Genomic DNA, 17,283 nt, shown 5'->3' with positions numbered 1-17,283 from the left:
GGACAACGATGAAAAGAGAACCGACTCCACCCGCCCACTGCACGTTTGAGCCAGAGGACTGGCTGCGCCTCGCGAAATGCTGGCATCCGGTCGCGCGCGCCTGCGACGTTGGCCCGGCACCGGTTAAGGCGACCCTGCTGGATGAACAGCTGGTGATTTACCGGATTAACGACCAGGTCGTGGTCGCCCGTGACGTCTGCCCGCACCGCGGCGTGCCGCTGACGCTCGGCTTTCACGATGAGCATGGGATTATCTGCCCCTACCACGGCCTCCGCTTTGGGGAGGACGGGCGCTGCAACCGTATTCCGTCCAGCCCCGACCAGCCCGTTCCGGCGAAGCTGAACCTGATAAACTACGCCGTGGAAGAGCGCTTCGGCCTGATCTGGACCTGCCTGGCGTTTGACCCGGACAATCCTGTACCGCTGCCCACCATGCCGCACTGGGATGACGACGGATTTCAGCAGATCAACTGCCCGGCGTTTGAGGTGAACGGCTTTGCCGGACGTCAGGTGGAGGGGTTTCTGGACGTGGCACACTTTGCCTGGATCCACACCGATACCTTTGCCGATCCCAGTAATCAGCTGGTTCCCACCTATCAGCCGCAGGAGACGCCGTTCGGTTTTGTTGCCGATTACTGGAGCTCCGTGAGCAACTATCCCGCCAGTTCACCCGTGCAGGCGCCAGAAGGATTCCAGTGGCTGCGCCATTTTGAAATGCATCTGCCGTTTACCGCCACCCTGACGATTCATTTTCCGGGAGAATCGAGACTGGTCATTATGAACGCCGCATCGCCCGTCTCGTCACGTGTAACCCGCATGTTCGCGCCGATCGCGCGTAACTTTGACCTGCATATCCCGGTGGAAGATGTACATGCCTTTAACCTGCGGATTTTTGAAGAGGATCGCCTGATGGTCGAAACCCAGCGCCCGGAAAGCCTGCCGCTGGATCTGACGCTGGAAGCCCATATTCCCGCCGATAAAAGCTCAATTGCCTACCGTCGGGGGCTGAAGAAGATGGGCTTTGGCGAATTTTTCCTCGTATGACGGAGGCCGATATGCTGAGCGTAATTGTTGACGGGCTTTGGCGCGAGGGCGATAAAAGCCTCGCCGTCAGGCTGGTAGCTGAAGACGGTAACGCGCTGCCGCCGTGGCAGCCCGGCGCGCACATTGATGTGCACCTGCCCTGCGGCGCGGTGCGCCAGTATTCCCTGACCGGGGCATGTGAGGACGAGAGCTATCTTATCTGCGTGGGGCGGGAAACTGCCTCGCGAGGCGGATCGCGCTACGTTCACGAGACGCTGCGACCCGGGCAGAAATTAGCGATTTCTGCTCCGCGCAATCTGTTTTCGCTGCATCAGGCTGATCGGGTGTTGCTGCTGGCGGCAGGCATTGGCATTACGCCGCTGTATGCAATGGCCCTGCAGCTGAAGGCCGCCGGAACGCCGTTTACGCTGCACTATTACGTCAAACGCCGCGAAAGCGCGGCGTTTGCGCGCGAACTCTCCCGGTTCGGTGAGTGCCAGATTCATACCGCCAGCCCGCGCACGGCGCTGGCAGAACATCTTCCGGTGGCTGAGTCGGGGCTTCACGCCTGGATCTGCGGTCCGGCAGGGTTTATGGAAAAAGTGCGAGACGTGGCGACGGCCAGGGGATGGGATGATGGCCATCTTCACAGCGAGGCGTTTCAGCCCGCGGCCCCTGCCGCACGCGGTGACGCAGGCGAGATCTTTACGGTCAAAATCGCCTCGACCGGGGAGCGCTGGCCGGTGCCCGCGAATAAGACCATCGCTCAGGTGCTGCAGGAAAATGGCGTGGCGGTGCCGCTTTCCTGTGAAATGGGGATCTGCGGAGCCTGCCTGACGCCGGTGATTGACGGCGTGGCGGATCACCGGGATAGCGTGCAGTCGGAGGCGGAAAAAAGCGCAACGGACCAGCAGGTGGCTCTGTGCTGTTCTCGAAGCCATTCCGGGGAACTGGTGATTGGGCTGTAAAACGAAAAAACCCTGCGATATCGCTATCGCAGGGTTTCGAATTTGGCGGAAGCGTAGAGATTCGAACTCTAGAACCCTTTCGGGTCGCCGGTTTTCAAGACCGGTGCCTTCAACCGCTCGGCCACGCTTCCAAAGTGAGGCGCACTATAAACATCTATTAGCGCCTTGTAAAGCAGGAATTTTTCTATTTTTACCCGCCGGCGTTTGACTGCGCAAAAATCACCCATACGCTGCTCTCACGTCACTCACCTCGACCTTGTACATACCGTAACATAGCAACGTTCATCCTTTTAAATCGCTCTGGTATAGAATGCCTCAAAAATAGAAGGTCATTTGTTGTGTAATTGTTATAAATCTGAATTCCCGCAGATTTTAGACATTACTGCCATGCAGTGTTACGGGTTGATGATGAAAATCAAAAATACGCTTTGCTTACATATCCTGATGGCGACCCTGGCCATTTTGTTCCTTTGTGTTCACCCGCTGGTGACGAGCTTCAATCCGCCCCTCACCTTCCAGCCGCTGATTAAATCAATGGCGGGCACGCCTAAAGAACAAGCGGAAAAAATTGCGACTATTTCCCATGCCTTAGAAGGGAATGCTATTTTCTTCATTGGCGCCTCTGAGGTTGCCACCTCAGAAGATGAACATTACGCCGTATATAATTACTTTAATAAGCAATTGCACAAACCCGTCGTGGCGTATGGCGATGCGTTCGTCGATGATGAAACGCAATTTTTACTGTTCTCACGTTTTAAAAATAGCCTTAACGCAAACAGTAAAGTTGTTTTGCTTCTGGCTCCTGACAGCTTTTACTCAAAAGGGCTGCCACCGGCTATTTATGCCGATAATTTCCCCGGCTCTATTTTTAATCCACTGATGAAGGATCCGCAGGCGCGCCCGCTGCTGGTTAATTATTTAAAGCATATTGATAGTAAAGAAATAAGCCATTTAACCTTTGGCCAAATGCGCGTCTTTGGCTGGCACCCCGATCTGATATGGGACGAACTGAGCTTCCAGTTTGCCAACGTCTGTACCCTGATAAAAAACGACTGGCTGGCGCTGCTCAACGTCACGCCCCAGGCGGTACAGCCGTGGCCTCCGCAGACAGCCGCCCACATTGCTCCCGACTGGGATAAAGAGCTGGCGAATGCGCGCGAGTTAAATAAAAAACGCCAGCAGAGCGCGGCCACGCTGTGGATGGATAAAACGATTTACGAGGAGGACGGTACGCGGCAACAGTGGGATGACACGCCCGTCGTGCCTGCGCAAATCGCCGCGTTCAGTAAAACCGTCCAGCTGTTGAAAGAACGTCACGTGCAGGTGATTGCTATCGTCGACCCGGTTAACCCCTGGGCGCTTTACAATACCGATACCTTCCGTCCGGTTGATAAGCAAATTAAAACCATTCTGGAAAAGAACCAGATCCCGTATTTAGATATGTACGCCATGCCTTATCAAAATGGCTGGAACTGGGATCGTTTGCACCCTTCCGAACTGGCCTGGGTTCCTATGATTCGCTTTATTGCACAGAGTTTTAAATAATGAAAATCGCGATCCGTCTTTTTTTCCTTTATCTCCTGCTGGCGATTACCATCGTCGCGTGGACCTCTGTCGATGACAGCATGAGTATGCAGCTGCATTTTGAATATCAAAAGTTCTGAGGCCGAATGATGTACAGCTCAGGAATGTTTTTTGTTTATTTATTTTCATCCGCGCTGGCGTTTGCGCTGGTCAATCGCGTATTACGCCATCGTCTGACCTGGTTATCTGCGCTATCGGTGCTGACGGCGCTGGGATGGGGATATATATTTCAGGGTGATTATATTGTCCCCGCCGCCGTTTTTTTCAGCTTTTATGTTTTTGCCACGCTAAAAGAGAAGGGATGGTTAAAAACGTGGCAGGCAATCGTTCTGACATTATTGCCGTTGCTGCTGGTGAAATTACACTTAAATAACCACTGGGGCATGATCGGTCTCTCTTTTATGACGTTCCGCGCGGTGGACGTGCTGCTCTATCGCAGTAAAAAAGAAGGGCAGAATTTCCTGCACTATTTCTGCTATCTGTTTATGCCCTTTATTATCCTGGCCGGTCCAATGTACCGCTGGCGCACATGGATGAGTGACGTCAGCAAGCCCGTATTTGCCCTTAACCGCGAACAGTTTTTAGTCGCGTTAGAGCAAATCATTACCGGCATTGTCCAGAAGTTCCTGTTTGCCATGCTGATTGATTCGCTTGTCGTGCAGCCATGGAGCCATAAGCCGTTTACGCTGACCGTGGGCGTGGTGATGTCGATTGCCTACAGCACCTACCTGTACTTTGATTTTGCGGGCTACAGCAATATGGCCATCGGCGCAGGCCGCCTGTTTGGGCTCAACATCCCGGCAAACTTCAATATGCCGATTCTGGCAAAGAACCCGCAGGATTTCTGGCGCCGCTTCCACATCAGCCTGTCTGAATGGCTGCGCGATGTGGTCTTTATGCCCGTTTATATGAACCTGATGAAGTTCAACTTTTTCCGTCAGAACAAAACGCTGGCGCAAAATATCGGTATTTTTTGCACCCTGTTCTGCATGGGGGCATGGAATGGACTGGAACGCCATTACGTCATCAGCGGCGCGCTGTTTGGCGCGATTTCCGTCGCTCACAACATGCTGCTGTGGTCATCCAAACGCAGCCCGGCATTGCACCGCGGCTTGCAGAATCCGGCCGTTGCGTTTTTAGGGCGAATTCTGACGCTGGGAAGCGCCGCGGGATCCCTTTACATCTTTAGTGGAATGTCACCTCTATGAAAAATCACTCCGACCTTCAGGAACTGCAGGATTTCTTACGTGCGGCATTATGCGATCCCGCTTCCCCGCAGCAGCTGGCCATCAGCGGCAGCGACGAAGCCTTAAGCTGGCTACAGCTTTCCGCTGCCGTGACGGACTGGGCGCAGCGCTATCAGCGCTGCCAGCCCACCGCGGGCACACCGGTAGTGTTATATGGTCATCAGCAGGCCGAATTCGCGGTGGCGATTTATAGCTGCCTGCTGCACAACATTCCGTACATCCCGGTGGACTGCATCTATCCGCAGGAGCGCCTTCGGGAGATCTGCCATCTGGCCAGCGCCCCTTACTATTACGACGTGGCGACCCGGCAGTTCATCGCCACCGGGGAATCGGGCAAGGTACTGGAGGAGCAGGATCTGGCCTACATCATGTTTACTTCAGGCAGCACAGGTAAACCTAAAGGCGTGCAGATTGGGCGTGAAAGCGTATGGCACTTCATGAAATGGGTCAGCCAGGACTTTTCGCTGCCGGAAAAACCGGTCCTGATGAACCACGCGGTATTCAGCTTTGACCTCTCCCTGATCCCTTTGCTGGCCAATCTGGCGATGGGCGGGCACATCGTGCTGAACGCCAAAGAGGACATTCAGAAAGAGAACTGGCTGGAACGACTGAAAAGCAGCGCGGTCTCCGCCTGGGTTTCGACCCCCTCTTTTGCATACCAGCAGCTGCTTTCCCCGCAGTTCAACAGCGAGTATTTGCCAGCGCTGAGCGTCTTTATCTTCATTGGTGAAGTGTTAAATAAGGCGCTGGTTAAACAGCTCCGCCGCCGTTTCCCGCAGGCCAAAATCATTAACTCCTATGGCCCTACGGAAGCGACCATCGCGACGACCGTGGTTGAAATCACGGATGCGATCCTGAACAGCGACAGCGCCGTGCTGCCGGTGGGCGTCATGATGCCTGAGAGCAAAATGGAAATTTCCGCCGACGGCGAGCTGATTATCTGGGGTAAAAACGTCATGCGCGGCTATCTCGGCCTGCCGCAGGAGAACGCGGCGAAATTACTCCGTCGGGAAGATGAAGCGTTTCGCGGCTACCGGACCGGCGATCTGGGCTATGAAGCGGGGCTTATTTACTGCCAGGGCCGCAACGACAGCCAGGTCAAACTGAACGGTTACCGTATCGAAATCAACGAGATCGAGAACCGCCTGCTGGCCATGTCCGGCATCAACGAAGCGGTGGTCCTGCCGCTGATGAAATCCTGCGGCAGCGTGCTGCGCATTGCCGCGTTCTGCGTGACGGATATGGCGCCGGACACTATCAAAACATCGCTGTCGAAGGTGGTACCGCACTATATGGTGCCTTCACAAATTATCGTACAAGACGCTTTGCCGCTGAATCCTAACGGCAAAATTGACCGCAAGCTGCTGGACGCTTACGCCCGCACAAATTAATGACTCCAGGAAAAATTATGGAACAAGAAATTCTCGCCCTGTTCGAAAAAGTGTTATCCCGTAAGGTGGGCTTTCACGATGAACTGATTGAATCCGACATTCTCGACTCCATCCTGGCGGTCGATATGGTGCTGGAAGTGCAGGACGTTTACGGCTGCACGATCCCGCCAACTGACGTGGCGACGGTGCTAAAAACCCCGGCGGACCTGGCCCGCTATATTGAAGAAAACCGCTAAACGCCCCTGCTGTTAATGCAGCCCTGAAGGCTCAGGAGGATCTCTCCAGAGCCTTCATTCTTTCCCTCTCCCCCTGAACGCTGTCCTGCTCCCTTTCACAGGAATGAAACCGACTGCTTTTATTATTTCTCCTACACTTTAGGAGTACTGTCGGTACGGGAAACAGAAAAAAGCCAACTTAATTAAGGCATTAATGATTCGCTGTGCGCTCAGCCGGGGAACGTTTTGCCTTTAACAGAGGAGTCTGCGGTATGGCATTCGTAACAACGAAAGATGGCGTCAATATTTACTACAAAGACTGGGGCCCAAAAGAGGCTCAGCCTATTGTTTTCCACCACGGCTGGCCGCTAAGTGCCGATGACTGGGATAACCAGATGCTCTTCTTCCTCGCGGAAGGCTATCGCGTTATCGCTATCGATCGTCGCGGTCACGGGCGTTCGGACCAGGTGAGTGAAGGCCACGATATGGATCATTATGCGGCCGACGCGTCAGCCGTGGTTGAAAGCCTGGATCTGCGCAATGCCGTGCACGTCGGTCACTCCACCGGCGGCGGACAGGTCGCCCGCTATGTTGCGCAGTATGGGCAACCGCAGGGGCGCGTCGCCAAAGCGGTGCTCGTCAGCGCCGTGCCGCCGCTGATGGTCAAAACGGACGGTAACCCCGGCGGGACGCCCATCGAGGTTTTCGACGGCTTCCGCAAAGCGCTGGCGGCTAACCGCGCCCAGTTTTACCTCGACGTCGCCAGCGGTCCGTTCTACGGCTTTAATCGGGATGGCGCGGACGTTTCACAGGGGACGATCCAGAACTGGTGGCGTCAGGGAATGATCGGCAGCGCCAAGGCCCACTACGAGGGAATTAAGGCGTTTTCAGAGACCGACCAGACGGAAGATTTAAAGACCATCACGGTTCCCGTTCTGGTGATGCAGGGCGACGACGATCAGGTCGTGCCGTATAAGAATGCTGCCCTGCTGCAGGACAAGCTGCTGGCGAACAGCGTACTGAAAATTTACCCGGGCTTCCCGCACGGGATGCATACCACCCATGCGGATACCATTAACGCAGATATTTTGGCCTTTATCCGCTCATAAAGGCCACGTTTAACGCCACCCTTGGGTGGCGTTGTTTATTCCCCCTGGCGTTTCTGCGCCACCAGCTGGATCATGTTGAAATACGCCCCGGCCCCCGCGTCCATAATGGGCACCATCATCTCCTGAGCGATCTCGCATTGCATAAACTCATCCCACGCCTGCTGGCAGGTATCCATCTCCCGTACGGTGGTCAGCGCCGCACCGGGCTCTTTTTCCCACAGTGCTTTCCACCAGGAGAGCGGATAGAAATACCACTCTGGGGTCCAGAAAGGTTTAACCACATCCGGGAGATGCGTTTCGCTGTACTCTCCGATAAACCCGGGAACGGCAACGGCAATATGACCGCCGGGTTTCAGGAAAGGTAGCAGAGTACCCAGCATGACGTCATTGTTGCCGAAGTATTGATATGCGTCCACGCTGACGATCAGATCAAAGTAGTCATGCGCGAACGGGATTGCTTTCGTGGCATCAACCCGCAGCGGAAAGATTTTTCCGTCCAGACCCCGTTCGCTGAAACGTGCTGCATTTTCGTCCGGCGTAATCCACAGATCGGCGGCAAAAACCGTGGCGTCATATTTTTCGGCGAGCAGGATAGAAGAGATCCCTTTCCCACAGCCGAGATCGAGAATGCGCATTCCTGGATCGATCGGCAGTTGAGCGACCAGCTCGTCGGTTAGCCGCATGGCGTTTGGGCCCATCATGGTGTCGAGCAAAAAAGCGCGGTCATAGCTATCTGTGTAAGGTGTATTCATCACTGCTCCTTAGCGATTATCCAGCTGGGCGCGAACGTTGTTCAGCCCGGTGGTGTTGATGCGGTATGGCTGCCCGTTCACGGATCGGATCAGCTTTTTGGTGCGGAGTTTTTTAAAGACGCTAAGCGTGCAGTCGCTCAGCACCAGCCCTTCACGGGTGTAGCACTCAACGGAAGTGACGCGGCCAGAGCTGTCGCGGACGTGGACAATTCGTCCACCTTTGGCGAGAACGTGTAAGGTACGTTGTTCCTGACGGGATAAATTCATACTGGAAAACCTGTGTAATCATCATGCGTAAAAACGAGCCCACACCCGCAGGTGCGCGCGTAAGGTTTAAGCGCAGCGATAACCAGTCCGTCCTGAAAAGGGCGGGAAACTGATTATCTGATGAAAACATTCTCCAGCATCAAAGCCTCGGTAAGAGATAGCAATATATTTACAGGGTGAATGATAACGCCTGTTTTTTACAGGGAAATGGCAGGGACTTAAAAGTGTGAGGCGGATCGGCAAATCCAAAAGAAAAACCCCAGGTTAACGAGTAACCTGGGGTTTATATCTGGCGGAAGCGCAGAGATTCGAACTCTGGAACCCTTTCGGGTCGCCGGTTTTCAAGACCGGTGCCTTCAACCGCTCGGCCACACTTCCTAAGTGAGGCGAACTATAAACACCTCACCGCGAGCTGTAAAGAGTGGCTGCACTCGTTCGCTGTAAAAATAGTCAAAACGTGTTTAATCGGTTGAACTGACGACACATCGACGATTTTATCAGCACAGACCTAGTGTTTTTTGATGTACATGTCTTTCGTGAAATAGTACCCCAGCTTATCCGGCGTAAATCCGCCTACCCACGGTTTTACCAGGTGCGTACGAACGTAGTGATAAACCGGAATGGCGGGTACATCACGCCCCAGCAGATCTTCCGCCTGCTGGTAGTACTTACCCCGCTCTTCCGCTGATTTGGCTTTCGCAGCATCGATCAGCGCCCGATCGTAGTCCGGATTGCTGTACTGGCTGGTGTTTTCACTGTCGCCGGTGCGGAAGTTGTTCAGGAAGGTCGCCGCATCGTCATAATCGGCAATCCACGCGTACCGCACCGCGTCAAAGTTGTGAGTGTGCATGGTGTCCAGCATGGTTTTCCACTCCTGGTTTTGCAGCTTTGCCTCCACGCCAAGGTTTTTCTTCCACATGGAGCTGGCGGCAATCGCGATACGCTGGTGCGATTCAGAGGTGTTATAGAGCAGGTTGAAGCTCAGAGGATGGCTGGCGTTATATCCGGCCTCGTTCAGCAGCTTTTTCGCCTCGGCGATGCGCTTGTCCAGCGGCCAGCTGGCGTAATCCGGGTTCTGCAGCTTAACGCCGCCGATATCCGGCTGGCTGATGAGCCACGCCGGACGCTGCCCCTGCCCTAATACTTTCCCGGCAATGATGTCTTTATCCAGCGCCATGTTGAGCGCCTTGCGCACGCGCGCGTCGTTGAACGGCGGCCGGGTGGTATTGAATTCGTAGTAATAGGTCGCCAGTTGCGGAGAGACGTCCAGCTCGCTGCCCAGGGTTTTCTTGAGCTGGGCAAACTGGTTAATCGGCACCGTATACACGATATCAATTTCGCCCGCCTTATAGCGGTTCACGTCCGAGGCCTCGGAGGTAATGGGCAGGTAGGTGACCTTGTTAATCACGGTATGCGCGTTATCCCAGTAGCGCGGGTTGCGCTCCGCCACGATGCGTTCGTTGACCACCCACTGCGACAGCTTATACGCCCCGCTGCTGACGAAATGCTCCGGTTTGGTCCACTTATCGCCGAATCGGCCAATCAGCACTTTATCCACCGGCACCAGCGACGGGTGCGCCAGCATCGCGAGGAAGGCCGCGTTTGGCTGCGTGAGCGTCACTTCCAGCGTGGTGTCGTTAATCGCTTTTACGCCCAGCGTATCGGGCGCTTTTTTTCCTTGAGCAATATCGGCCGCGTTGACGATATGCATGTTGCCCGGATAGCTGGCATACGGCGAAGCCGTTTTCGGATCGATCAGGCGCTGCCAGCTCCAGACCACATCCTCAGCGGTAATCGCCGTGCCGTCGCTCCAGGTGATGCCCGGACGCAAATGGAACGTCCAGACGGTGTTGTCCTTGTTCTCCCATTTTTCCGCCAGTCGGGGTTGGACTTCGCCTGTGGGGGAGACGCTGACCAGTCCTTCGAATAAATCACTGATAATATTGAATTCGACATCGCTTTCGACTTTATGCGGGTCGAGCGAAGCCGGTTCACTGCCATTATTCCTGACCAGTTCCTGTTTGTCGGCCAGCGCGGTTCCTGCCGGCACGTTAGCCGCCCAGGCTGCCGTGCTGGCGCACAGGATCCCTGCGGTTAACAAAGAGAGCGTAAAGTGAGTGCGTGTTTGTGGTTTCATTTCCTTCGCCTTATAGTCTGTTTTATGACGATCCGGAAATAACTCTTAGCGTTCGAACGGTAATAACGCAATATTTTTCAGTAACCTATAAGAGCTTGATCTGATAAATTGCCGCAAACCGCTGTTCATACTGGCGAAACGGATTTCTGCAGAAGAAATAACCACCTCCAGCGCTAACGTGCTGAGTAAAGATGGGTAAAACCACTTTGAGACTGGCGTGCCGTTTCCTATTCTTTCCACTAATTACATCTGTCATAAGAGAGTGACTCATGGATCGTATAATTACTTCTTCACGCGACCGCACATCGCTACTCAGCACCCACAAGGTGCTGCGCAATACCTATTTCATGCTCAGCCTGACGCTGGCATTCTCAGCGATCACCGCCACCGCCAGCACCGTGCTGATGCTGCCGTCTCCGGGGCTGATCCTGACGCTGGTGGGTATGTATGGTCTGATGTTCCTGACCTACAAAACCGCTGACAAGCCCGTCGGTATTCTGTCCGCGTTTGCCTTCACCGGCTTCCTGGGCTACATCCTGGGGCCGATGCTGAACGCGTATCTGTCTGCCGGTATGGGTGACCTTATCGGCCTGGCGCTGGGCGGTACCGCGCTGGTGTTCTTCTGCTGCTCGGCCTACGTGCTGACCACCCGTAAGGACATGTCCTTCCTCGGCGGTATGCTGATGGCGGGCGTCGTGGTGGTGCTGGTGGGTATGGTGGCAAACATCTTCCTGCAGCTGCCTGCCCTGCATCTGGCGATCAGCGCCGTGTTTATCCTGATCTCTTCAGGCGCGATCCTGTTCGAAACCAGCAACATCATTCGCGGCGGTGAGACGAACTATATCCGCGCCACCGTGAGCCTGTACGTGTCGCTGTACAACATCTTCGTCAGCCTGTTGAGCATCCTGGGCTTCGCCAGCCGCGATTAAGTTACGGCGCTGTGAACCTGGCCCCGCTTATGCGGGGCTTTGTTTTTTGTTACACTGCTGCGGTTTTTGACTGACGCGTGAATGACTATGTTGAGTTTTGAAGGCAAAGAGATCGAGACCGATAACGAAGGTTATCTGAAAGAAAGTGCCCAGTGGAGCGAAGCGCTGGCGGAAGTGATTGCTGAAAAAGAGGCGATTACCCTCTCCCCCGAACACTGGGAAGTGGTGCGTTTTGTCCGCGAATTTTATCTGGAATTCAACACCTCTCCGGCGATCCGCATGCTGGTTAAAGCGATGGCCAGTAAGTTCGGCGAAGAGAAAGGCAACAGCCGCTATCTGTATCGTCTGTTCCCGAAAGGCCCGGCAAAACAGGCCACCAAAATTGCCGGCCTGCCAAAACCGGTGAAGTGTATTTAATACCGAATCCCGAAGTTTACGTATTCCCGCCCGGGTTGATGCGGTTCCGTTAACACCTTATCAACCCGCGCGCTGCGCGGCCCGCCCGCTTTCAGCCACGCCACCAGCTTGTCGACCTGCTCCGCTTCGCCGCAGGCGACCACCTCAACGCTGCCGTCGTCCATATTTCGCGCGTATCCCGTTAGCCCAAGCTCAACCGCTTCGCGCTGGGTGCTGTAGCGGAACCCCACGCCCTGAACAACGCCGTGAATCCAGGCAATGGTGCAGACTTTTGACATTTTTCTTCTCCTTAACGTAGCGTTTTCGGCAAACAGCCATAGTGCTGCCGGAAACGGGCGGTGAAACGAGAGCTGGAAAGATACCCACATTGTAATGCGATTTCGCCAATTGGTAATCGGGTTGACTGGAGCTGTGACAAAGCAACGGCCATCCTCACCTCCTCCACGATCTGGCGAAAACTCTGCGACTCTTCACGCAAGCGTCTGCGCAGCGTCGGCACGCTTAAGGCCAGACGGCTGGCAACGTCCTGCGCGGTCCAGTCTCTGGCGGGCGACAGCATAATGAACTGCCGCACCTGCTCGGTCAGGTTACTGTTTCGCTCAACAAGCAGCGGACCCGCCACGCCATCGTGCAGCAGGGCCAGCAAAAGACCGAAAGCCTGATGCTTTTGTAGCGCCTCCGGTAAATCCTGACGCACGGCGTGCAGCAGGTTGTCCCACATAAACGCCAGCCCCTCGCTCAGCGGGGCGCAGAGCGAATGCAGCGTCGTGCGCGGCCAGGACTTCAGGTAATGCGCTTTAAACTCGGCGACAATCTCCGGGGACAACATCAGCAAATCCGAGTGAAACAGCCCGTTTACAGGCAGATTGATTATCTCCATCGCCGTATTGGCCGGGATAATGATGAGCTCATCCCGTGTCGCTTCCAGACGGTTATCATCCTGAACTATCACCTTAGTGCCGTGAGTGATATGACAAATAGCCGGAAAAAACAGTTTAACCTGGTGCAGGCGATGCATTCTGCTGGCAGTCACTTCACCCGCGGTAAGATGGTTATGTCGAAAATGAAACTCCTGCACCCTGCCATCCTTATCTGCTGTAGGTTGCTGTTAACTGAGCCTTTGCCAGAACGTGACTATTAAGCATAAAACCGACCAGCGCACCGCTGGCATTGTTGTCGACGGGCAGTTTATCCACGTTCAGGGCCCAGACGGTAATCTGATAGCGATGAGGCTTGTCCCCTTCGGGTGGACATGCGCCGCCGAATCCAGAATAGCCGAAATCATTACGCCCCTGCACAACGCCGGCAGGTAATTTCTCGCCGTTCGGGTTACCGGCATCCGCGGGCAGCGTCATTGTCTTCGCCGGGATATTGGCTACGGTCCAGTGCCACCAGCCGCTGCCGGTGGGCGCATCCGGGTCATATACCGTAACGGCAAAACTTTTCGTACCGGCGGGCGGATTTTTCCACGCCAGCTGTGGAGAAATATTCCCACCGTGGCAGCCAAACCCCTCAAAAACCTGCTGTTGCGCCAGCCGCTTTTCGCCGGAAATATCCCGGCTGGTGACGCCGAAAGGCGTTGTTGCTGAAACCTGAAAACTCATCGCCGCCAGAGCGGTTATTGCTATCACACTGCGCTTTTTCATGGGTGCTCCCTCTGCTGTACCGGAAGCCCCACTCTAAAGCCAGCGGCAATATCGTAATGTGCCTAAGCGATTTGATTTTGTGCCGAAACGCTCAACGGCATCCGCAGATGATTGCGCCTTGCTGAATGTGGTAATCTACGCGCCATTTCCTGAAATCGACAGAACAGCAAATTATGAGTGTACGTTTAGTGTTAGCCAAAGGGCGCGAGAAATCATTACTGCGCCGTCATCCCTGGGTCTTTTCCGGCGCGGTTGCCCGTATGGAAGGCAAAGCCAGCCTCGGTGAAACCATTGATATCGTTGACCATCAGGGGAAATGGTTAGCGCGCGGCGCCTACTCGCCAGCGTCCCAGATCCGTGCTCGCGTCTGGACGTTTGATAAAGATGAAACCATCGACATCGACTTCTTCGTTCGCCGTCTGCAGCAGGCGCAGCAGTGGCGCGACTGGCTGGCAAAACGCGACGGGTTGGACAGCTACCGCCTGATCGCCGGTGAGTCCGACGGCCTGCCGGGCGTGACCATCGATCGCTTCGGTAACTTCCTGGTGCTGCAGCTCCTGAGCGCCGGAGCGGAATACCAGCGTGCCGCGCTGATCGGCGCGCTGCAAACGCTGTTCCCGCAGTGTGCCATTTACGACCGCAGCGATGTGGCGGTGCGCAAAAAAGAAGGCATGGAGCTGACTCAAGGGCCCGTAACGGGCGAACTGCCACCGGCCCTGCTGCCGATTGAAGAGCACGGCATGAAGCTGCTGGTGGATATTCAGGGCGGGCACAAAACGGGTTACTACCTCGACCAGCGCGACAGCCGTCTGGCTACGCGTCAGTACGTTGCCGACAAACGCGTGCTTAACTGCTTCTCCTATACCGGCGGTTTTGCCGTTTCGGCGCTGATGGGCGGCTGTGCTCAGGTGGTCAGCGTGGACACCTCGCAGGAAGCGCTGGACGTGGCAAAACAGAACGTCGAGCTCAACAAGCTGGATTTGAGCAAAGCGGAGTTTGTACGCGATGACGTATTCAAGCTGCTGCGTAAATATCGCGATCAGGGCGAGAAGTTCGACGTCATCGTGATGGATCCGCCAAAGTTTGTGGAAAACAAAAGCCAGCTGATGGGCGCGTGCCGTGGGTATAAAGATATCAACATGCTGGCTATCCAGCTGCTGAACCCGGGCGGGGTTCTGCTCACCTTCTCCTGCTCCGGCCTGATGACCACAGATTTATTTCAGAAAATCATCGCCGATGCCGCAATAGATGCTGGCCGTGATGTACAATTTATAGAGCAGTTCCGTCAGGCAGCCGATCACCCCGTGATTGCTACCTACCCGGAAGGACTGTATCTGAAAGGGTTTGCCTGTCGCGTCATGTAACTTGAAAAGAGAAATATTGCCCGCACATAACGTGTAAGTCGTATTTCCCGGGAGGTGACTATGATTGCCAGCAAATTCGGTATCGGCCAGCAGGTCCGCCACACTTTGCTAGGGTATTTGGGTGTGGTCGTGGATATCGACCCGGAGTATTCCCTTGATGAACCGTCAGCAGACGAGCTGGCGGTGAACGCAGAGCTTCGCGCCGCGCCCTGGTACCACGTGGTAATGGAAGGTGATGATGGACAACCCGTTCACACCTATCTGGCCGAAGCGCAGCTGAGTAGCGAGCTGCAGGAAGAGCATCCGGAGCAACCCACAATGGATGAACTTGCTCAGACTATCCGCAAACAGTTACAGGCCCCGCGCCTGCGGAACTAAGCGTGTAAAAAAAGCCCGATACGGGCTTTTTTTTATTACTTCGCCAGCCCCAGACGGGGGATGTCAATCGCGGGACAGCGGTCCATGACAACCTTCAACCCCGCATCCTGCGCCAGCACGGCGGCCTGCTCGTTAATCACGCCCAGCTGCATCCACAGCGTTTTTGCCCCTACGGCGATAGCGTCCTGCGCCACTTCCCACGCCGCCTCGGAATTGCGGAAGACATCGACCATATCAATTTTTTCCGGCACCTCAGCGAGCGTGGCATAACCCTGCTGGCCCAGCAATGTTTTCCCCGCCACTTTTGGCGAGACCGGGATAACGTGATAGCCCTGATCGAGAAGGTATTTCATCACCCGATAGCTTGGGCGATCGGGTTTATCGCTCGCGCCCACCAGCGCAATGGTACGCGTGGATGTCAGAATCTCGGCAATATCGTTCTCTTTCATGGTTTTTCTCCTGGCTTTTTTGAAAGTGTACGCCAAACCGCACATCTCAACCATCCATCCCATACAGATGCATGAGGGCAAAACGGCGAAATATGTCTATATGTTAGTAAACGTGATTATCGAAAAATTTAGATACATTAATGCGGCGACAGGATTTCTGACGGGAGCCTTCTATGAAAACCGGTATTGCCACTGCTCTGATTGCGTTAGTGATGCCGGTCTGCGTTTTTGCTACCACGCTCCGGCTCTCTACCGACATTGATCTCCTTGTACTGGACGGAAAAAAGGTCTCCAGCTCGTTATTGCGCGGTGCAGACAGCATCGAGTTAGATAACGGGCCGCATCAGCTGGTCTTCCGGGTAGAAAAGCCGATCGGTCTGGCTAATCACGAGCAAAGGATGTATATCTCTCCGCCGCTGATCGTCAGCTTTAATACCCGGCAAATCAGTCAGGTGAATATCACCCTGCCTCGCCTTGAAACGGAGAAGGAATCTGCGGCCTTCAACGCGTCACCCCGCGTTGAACTGCTGGACGGGGATGCGATGCCGATTCCGGTGAAACTGGATATTCTGGCGTTAACCACCTCACCGAAAGGCCCGGATTACGAGGCCGCGACCCAGACCTATAATAAAGCGGGGAAACGCGCCTCGCTTCCGGAGTTTGCCACCATGATGGCGGACGACAGTACGCTTTTATCCGGCGTCTCTGAACTGGACGTTATTCCTCCCCAGTCCCAAACCCTGACGGAACAGCGCCTTAAATTCTGGTTCCAGCAGGCCGATCCCGACACGCGGGCCCGATTTTTACAGTGGGCAAAACAACAACCTTCATCATAAGCCACATTTTTTACGCCTTTCTCTTGCAGCGTCAGACGGTTCCCGTCATCGTGTAGTCAGTTAACCTGATGGATATGATTATGGAATTGACAACACGCACGCTGCCTGAGCGCAAACACATTGCTCTTGTGGCGCACGATCACTGTAAACAAATGCTGCTTAACTGGGTTCGCCGCCATCAGTCTTCGCTGGAAAAGCACGCCCTGTCGGCGACCGGCACCACCGGTAACCTGATCCAGCGCGAAACGGGTCTGCAGGTGAATGCCATGCTGAGCGGTCCGATGGGCGGCGATCAGCAGGTCGGCGCGCAGATTTCCGAAGGGAAAATTGATGTGCTGATCTTCTTCTGGGACCCGCTGAACGCGGTTCCGCACGATCCGGATGTGAAAGCGCTGCTGCGCCTGGCGACGGTGTGGAATATTCCGGTGGCGACGAACCTGTCGACGGCGGATTTCATCATCGAATCACCGCAGTTTAACTCGCCGGTTGATATCCTTATTCCGGACTATCAGCGTTATCTTTCCGATAGACTGAAGTAGCTTTTTTGCCGGGTAGCGGCTACGCCTTACCCG

Annotated in this window: 20 protein-coding genes and 2 tRNA genes; 13 read left to right on the top strand and 9 right to left on the bottom strand. The window is 54.9% G+C overall.

Features of this window, described 5'->3' with window-relative positions; all coding sequences use genetic code 11:
* The first annotated feature begins 8 nt into the window (after positions 1-8).
* Both hpxD and WM95_RS09190 read left to right on the top strand, forming a co-directional pair.
* The gene (gene hpxD / locus WM95_RS09195; RefSeq protein WP_045401711.1) at positions 9-1,043 is read left to right on the top strand and encodes a molybdenum cofactor-independent xanthine hydroxylase subunit HpxD; all 1,035 of its coding nucleotides are present in this window, start codon (positions 9-11) and stop codon (positions 1,041-1,043) included.
* 11 nt (positions 1,044-1,054) lie between these two features.
* On the top strand, positions 1,055-1,990 hold the full coding sequence (locus tag WM95_RS09190; protein ID WP_063408005.1) for a PDR/VanB family oxidoreductase: 936 nt from the start codon (positions 1,055-1,057) through the stop codon (positions 1,988-1,990).
* Positions 1,991-2,033: 43 nt separating this feature from the next.
* Here the strand turns inward: WM95_RS09190 and WM95_RS09185 are convergent.
* Positions 2,034-2,121 (bottom strand) — tRNA-Ser (locus WM95_RS09185).
* Positions 2,122-2,398: 277 nt separating this feature from the next.
* Here WM95_RS09185 and WM95_RS09180 point away from each other — a divergent pair.
* From WM95_RS09180 to WM95_RS09160, 5 genes are all read left to right on the top strand, one after another.
* A complete protein-coding gene (locus tag WM95_RS09180; protein ID WP_032668156.1) occupies positions 2,399-3,535 on the top strand; it encodes a D-alanyl-lipoteichoic acid biosynthesis protein DltD in 1,137 nt (378 codons plus the stop codon).
* A 128-nt stretch (positions 3,536-3,663) separates the two neighbouring features.
* Entirely contained in the window at positions 3,664-4,782 is a 1,119-nt protein-coding gene (locus tag WM95_RS09175) for an MBOAT family O-acyltransferase (protein ID WP_059445847.1), read from the top strand.
* Positions 4,779-6,212: an AMP-binding protein gene (locus WM95_RS09170; protein WP_063408006.1), complete on the top strand. Its 1,434-nt coding sequence runs from the start codon at positions 4,779-4,781 to the stop codon at positions 6,210-6,212. Before WM95_RS09175 ends, WM95_RS09170 begins: the two co-directional genes overlap by 4 nt.
* A gap of 17 nt (positions 6,213-6,229) precedes the next feature.
* Positions 6,230-6,448: an acyl carrier protein gene (locus WM95_RS09165; protein WP_021240839.1), complete on the top strand. Its 219-nt coding sequence runs from the start codon at positions 6,230-6,232 to the stop codon at positions 6,446-6,448.
* Positions 6,449-6,699: 251 nt separating this feature from the next.
* On the top strand, positions 6,700-7,536 hold the full coding sequence (locus tag WM95_RS09160; protein WP_023311045.1) for an alpha/beta fold hydrolase: 837 nt from the start codon (positions 6,700-6,702) through the stop codon (positions 7,534-7,536).
* A 35-nt stretch (positions 7,537-7,571) separates the two neighbouring features.
* Here the strand turns inward: WM95_RS09160 and WM95_RS09155 are convergent, their stop codons facing one another.
* The 4 genes from WM95_RS09155 to WM95_RS09140 form a co-directional block, all read right to left on the bottom strand.
* Positions 7,572-8,288, bottom strand: coding sequence for an SAM-dependent methyltransferase (locus tag WM95_RS09155; protein ID WP_063408007.1), 717 nt, complete (start codon positions 8,286-8,288; stop codon positions 7,572-7,574).
* 9 nt (positions 8,289-8,297) lie between these two features.
* Positions 8,298-8,555: a YjhX family toxin gene (locus WM95_RS09150; protein WP_021240841.1), complete on the bottom strand. Its 258-nt coding sequence runs from the start codon at positions 8,553-8,555 to the stop codon at positions 8,298-8,300.
* A 290-nt stretch (positions 8,556-8,845) separates the two neighbouring features.
* Positions 8,846-8,933, bottom strand: a tRNA-Ser gene (locus tag WM95_RS09145).
* Positions 8,934-9,063: 130 nt separating this feature from the next.
* Complete coding sequence (locus WM95_RS09140) at positions 9,064-10,692, bottom strand: ABC transporter substrate-binding protein (RefSeq protein WP_047742286.1); 1,629 nt, start codon at positions 10,690-10,692, stop codon at positions 9,064-9,066.
* Positions 10,693-10,961: 269 nt separating this feature from the next.
* Here WM95_RS09140 and yccA point away from each other — a divergent pair, with 269 nt between their 5' ends.
* Positions 10,962-11,621: an FtsH protease modulator YccA gene (yccA, locus tag WM95_RS09130; protein ID WP_023311042.1), complete on the top strand. Its 660-nt coding sequence runs from the start codon at positions 10,962-10,964 to the stop codon at positions 11,619-11,621.
* Positions 11,622-11,708: 87 nt separating this feature from the next.
* On the top strand, positions 11,709-12,038 hold the full coding sequence (gene tusE / locus WM95_RS09125) for a sulfurtransferase TusE (protein WP_047742287.1): 330 nt from the start codon (positions 11,709-11,711) through the stop codon (positions 12,036-12,038).
* Here the strand turns inward: tusE and yccX are convergent.
* Genes yccX through WM95_RS09110 form a run of 3 tightly spaced genes read right to left on the bottom strand, consistent with a single transcriptional unit; the run spans position 12,035 to position 13,684 of the window.
* Positions 12,035-12,316 carry an acylphosphatase gene (yccX, locus tag WM95_RS09120; protein WP_063408008.1) on the bottom strand — a complete coding sequence of 94 codons (282 nt, stop codon included), beginning with the start codon at positions 12,314-12,316 and terminating at the stop codon, positions 12,035-12,037. The genes tusE and yccX overlap by 4 nt on opposite strands.
* Positions 12,317-12,327: 11 nt before the next feature.
* Positions 12,328-13,116, bottom strand: coding sequence for an AraC family transcriptional regulator (locus tag WM95_RS09115; protein ID WP_063408009.1), 789 nt, complete (start codon positions 13,114-13,116; stop codon positions 12,328-12,330).
* Between the two features lie 10 nt (positions 13,117-13,126).
* Positions 13,127-13,684, bottom strand: a complete 558-nt coding sequence (locus WM95_RS09110; protein WP_047742290.1) for a kinase inhibitor — start codon at positions 13,682-13,684, stop codon at positions 13,127-13,129.
* A gap of 173 nt (positions 13,685-13,857) precedes the next feature.
* Between WM95_RS09110 and rlmI the strand changes: the two genes are divergently transcribed.
* Positions 13,858-15,048, top strand: a complete 1,191-nt coding sequence (gene rlmI, locus WM95_RS09105; protein WP_045354514.1) for a 23S rRNA (cytosine(1962)-C(5))-methyltransferase RlmI — start codon at positions 13,858-13,860, stop codon at positions 15,046-15,048.
* A gap of 60 nt (positions 15,049-15,108) precedes the next feature.
* The gene (hspQ, locus tag WM95_RS09100) at positions 15,109-15,426 is read left to right on the top strand and encodes a heat shock protein HspQ (protein WP_008499919.1); all 318 of its coding nucleotides are present in this window, start codon (positions 15,109-15,111) and stop codon (positions 15,424-15,426) included.
* Between the two features lie 35 nt (positions 15,427-15,461).
* Here hspQ and WM95_RS09095 read toward each other — a convergent pair whose 3' ends face one another.
* The gene (locus tag WM95_RS09095; RefSeq protein ID WP_063408010.1) at positions 15,462-15,875 is read right to left on the bottom strand and encodes a CoA-binding protein; all 414 of its coding nucleotides are present in this window, start codon (positions 15,873-15,875) and stop codon (positions 15,462-15,464) included.
* Between the two features lie 173 nt (positions 15,876-16,048).
* Here WM95_RS09095 and csgI point away from each other — a divergent pair, with 173 nt between their 5' ends.
* Positions 16,049-16,711 (top strand): curli synthesis inhibitor, encoded by a 663-nt coding sequence (csgI, locus tag WM95_RS09085; RefSeq protein WP_063408011.1) that lies wholly within the window; start codon positions 16,049-16,051, stop codon positions 16,709-16,711.
* An 80-nt stretch (positions 16,712-16,791) separates the two neighbouring features.
* Complete coding sequence (gene mgsA / locus WM95_RS09080) at positions 16,792-17,250, top strand: methylglyoxal synthase (RefSeq protein ID WP_023311034.1); 459 nt, start codon at positions 16,792-16,794, stop codon at positions 17,248-17,250.
* Positions 17,251-17,283 lie beyond the last annotated feature (33 nt).

Origin of the sequence: Enterobacter cloacae complex sp. ECNIH7 (assembly GCF_002208095.1) — a bacterium.
Lineage (GTDB): Bacteria > Pseudomonadota > Gammaproteobacteria > Enterobacterales > Enterobacteriaceae > Enterobacter > Enterobacter cloacae_M.
This window is presented reverse-complemented; position numbering and strand designations above follow the sequence as displayed.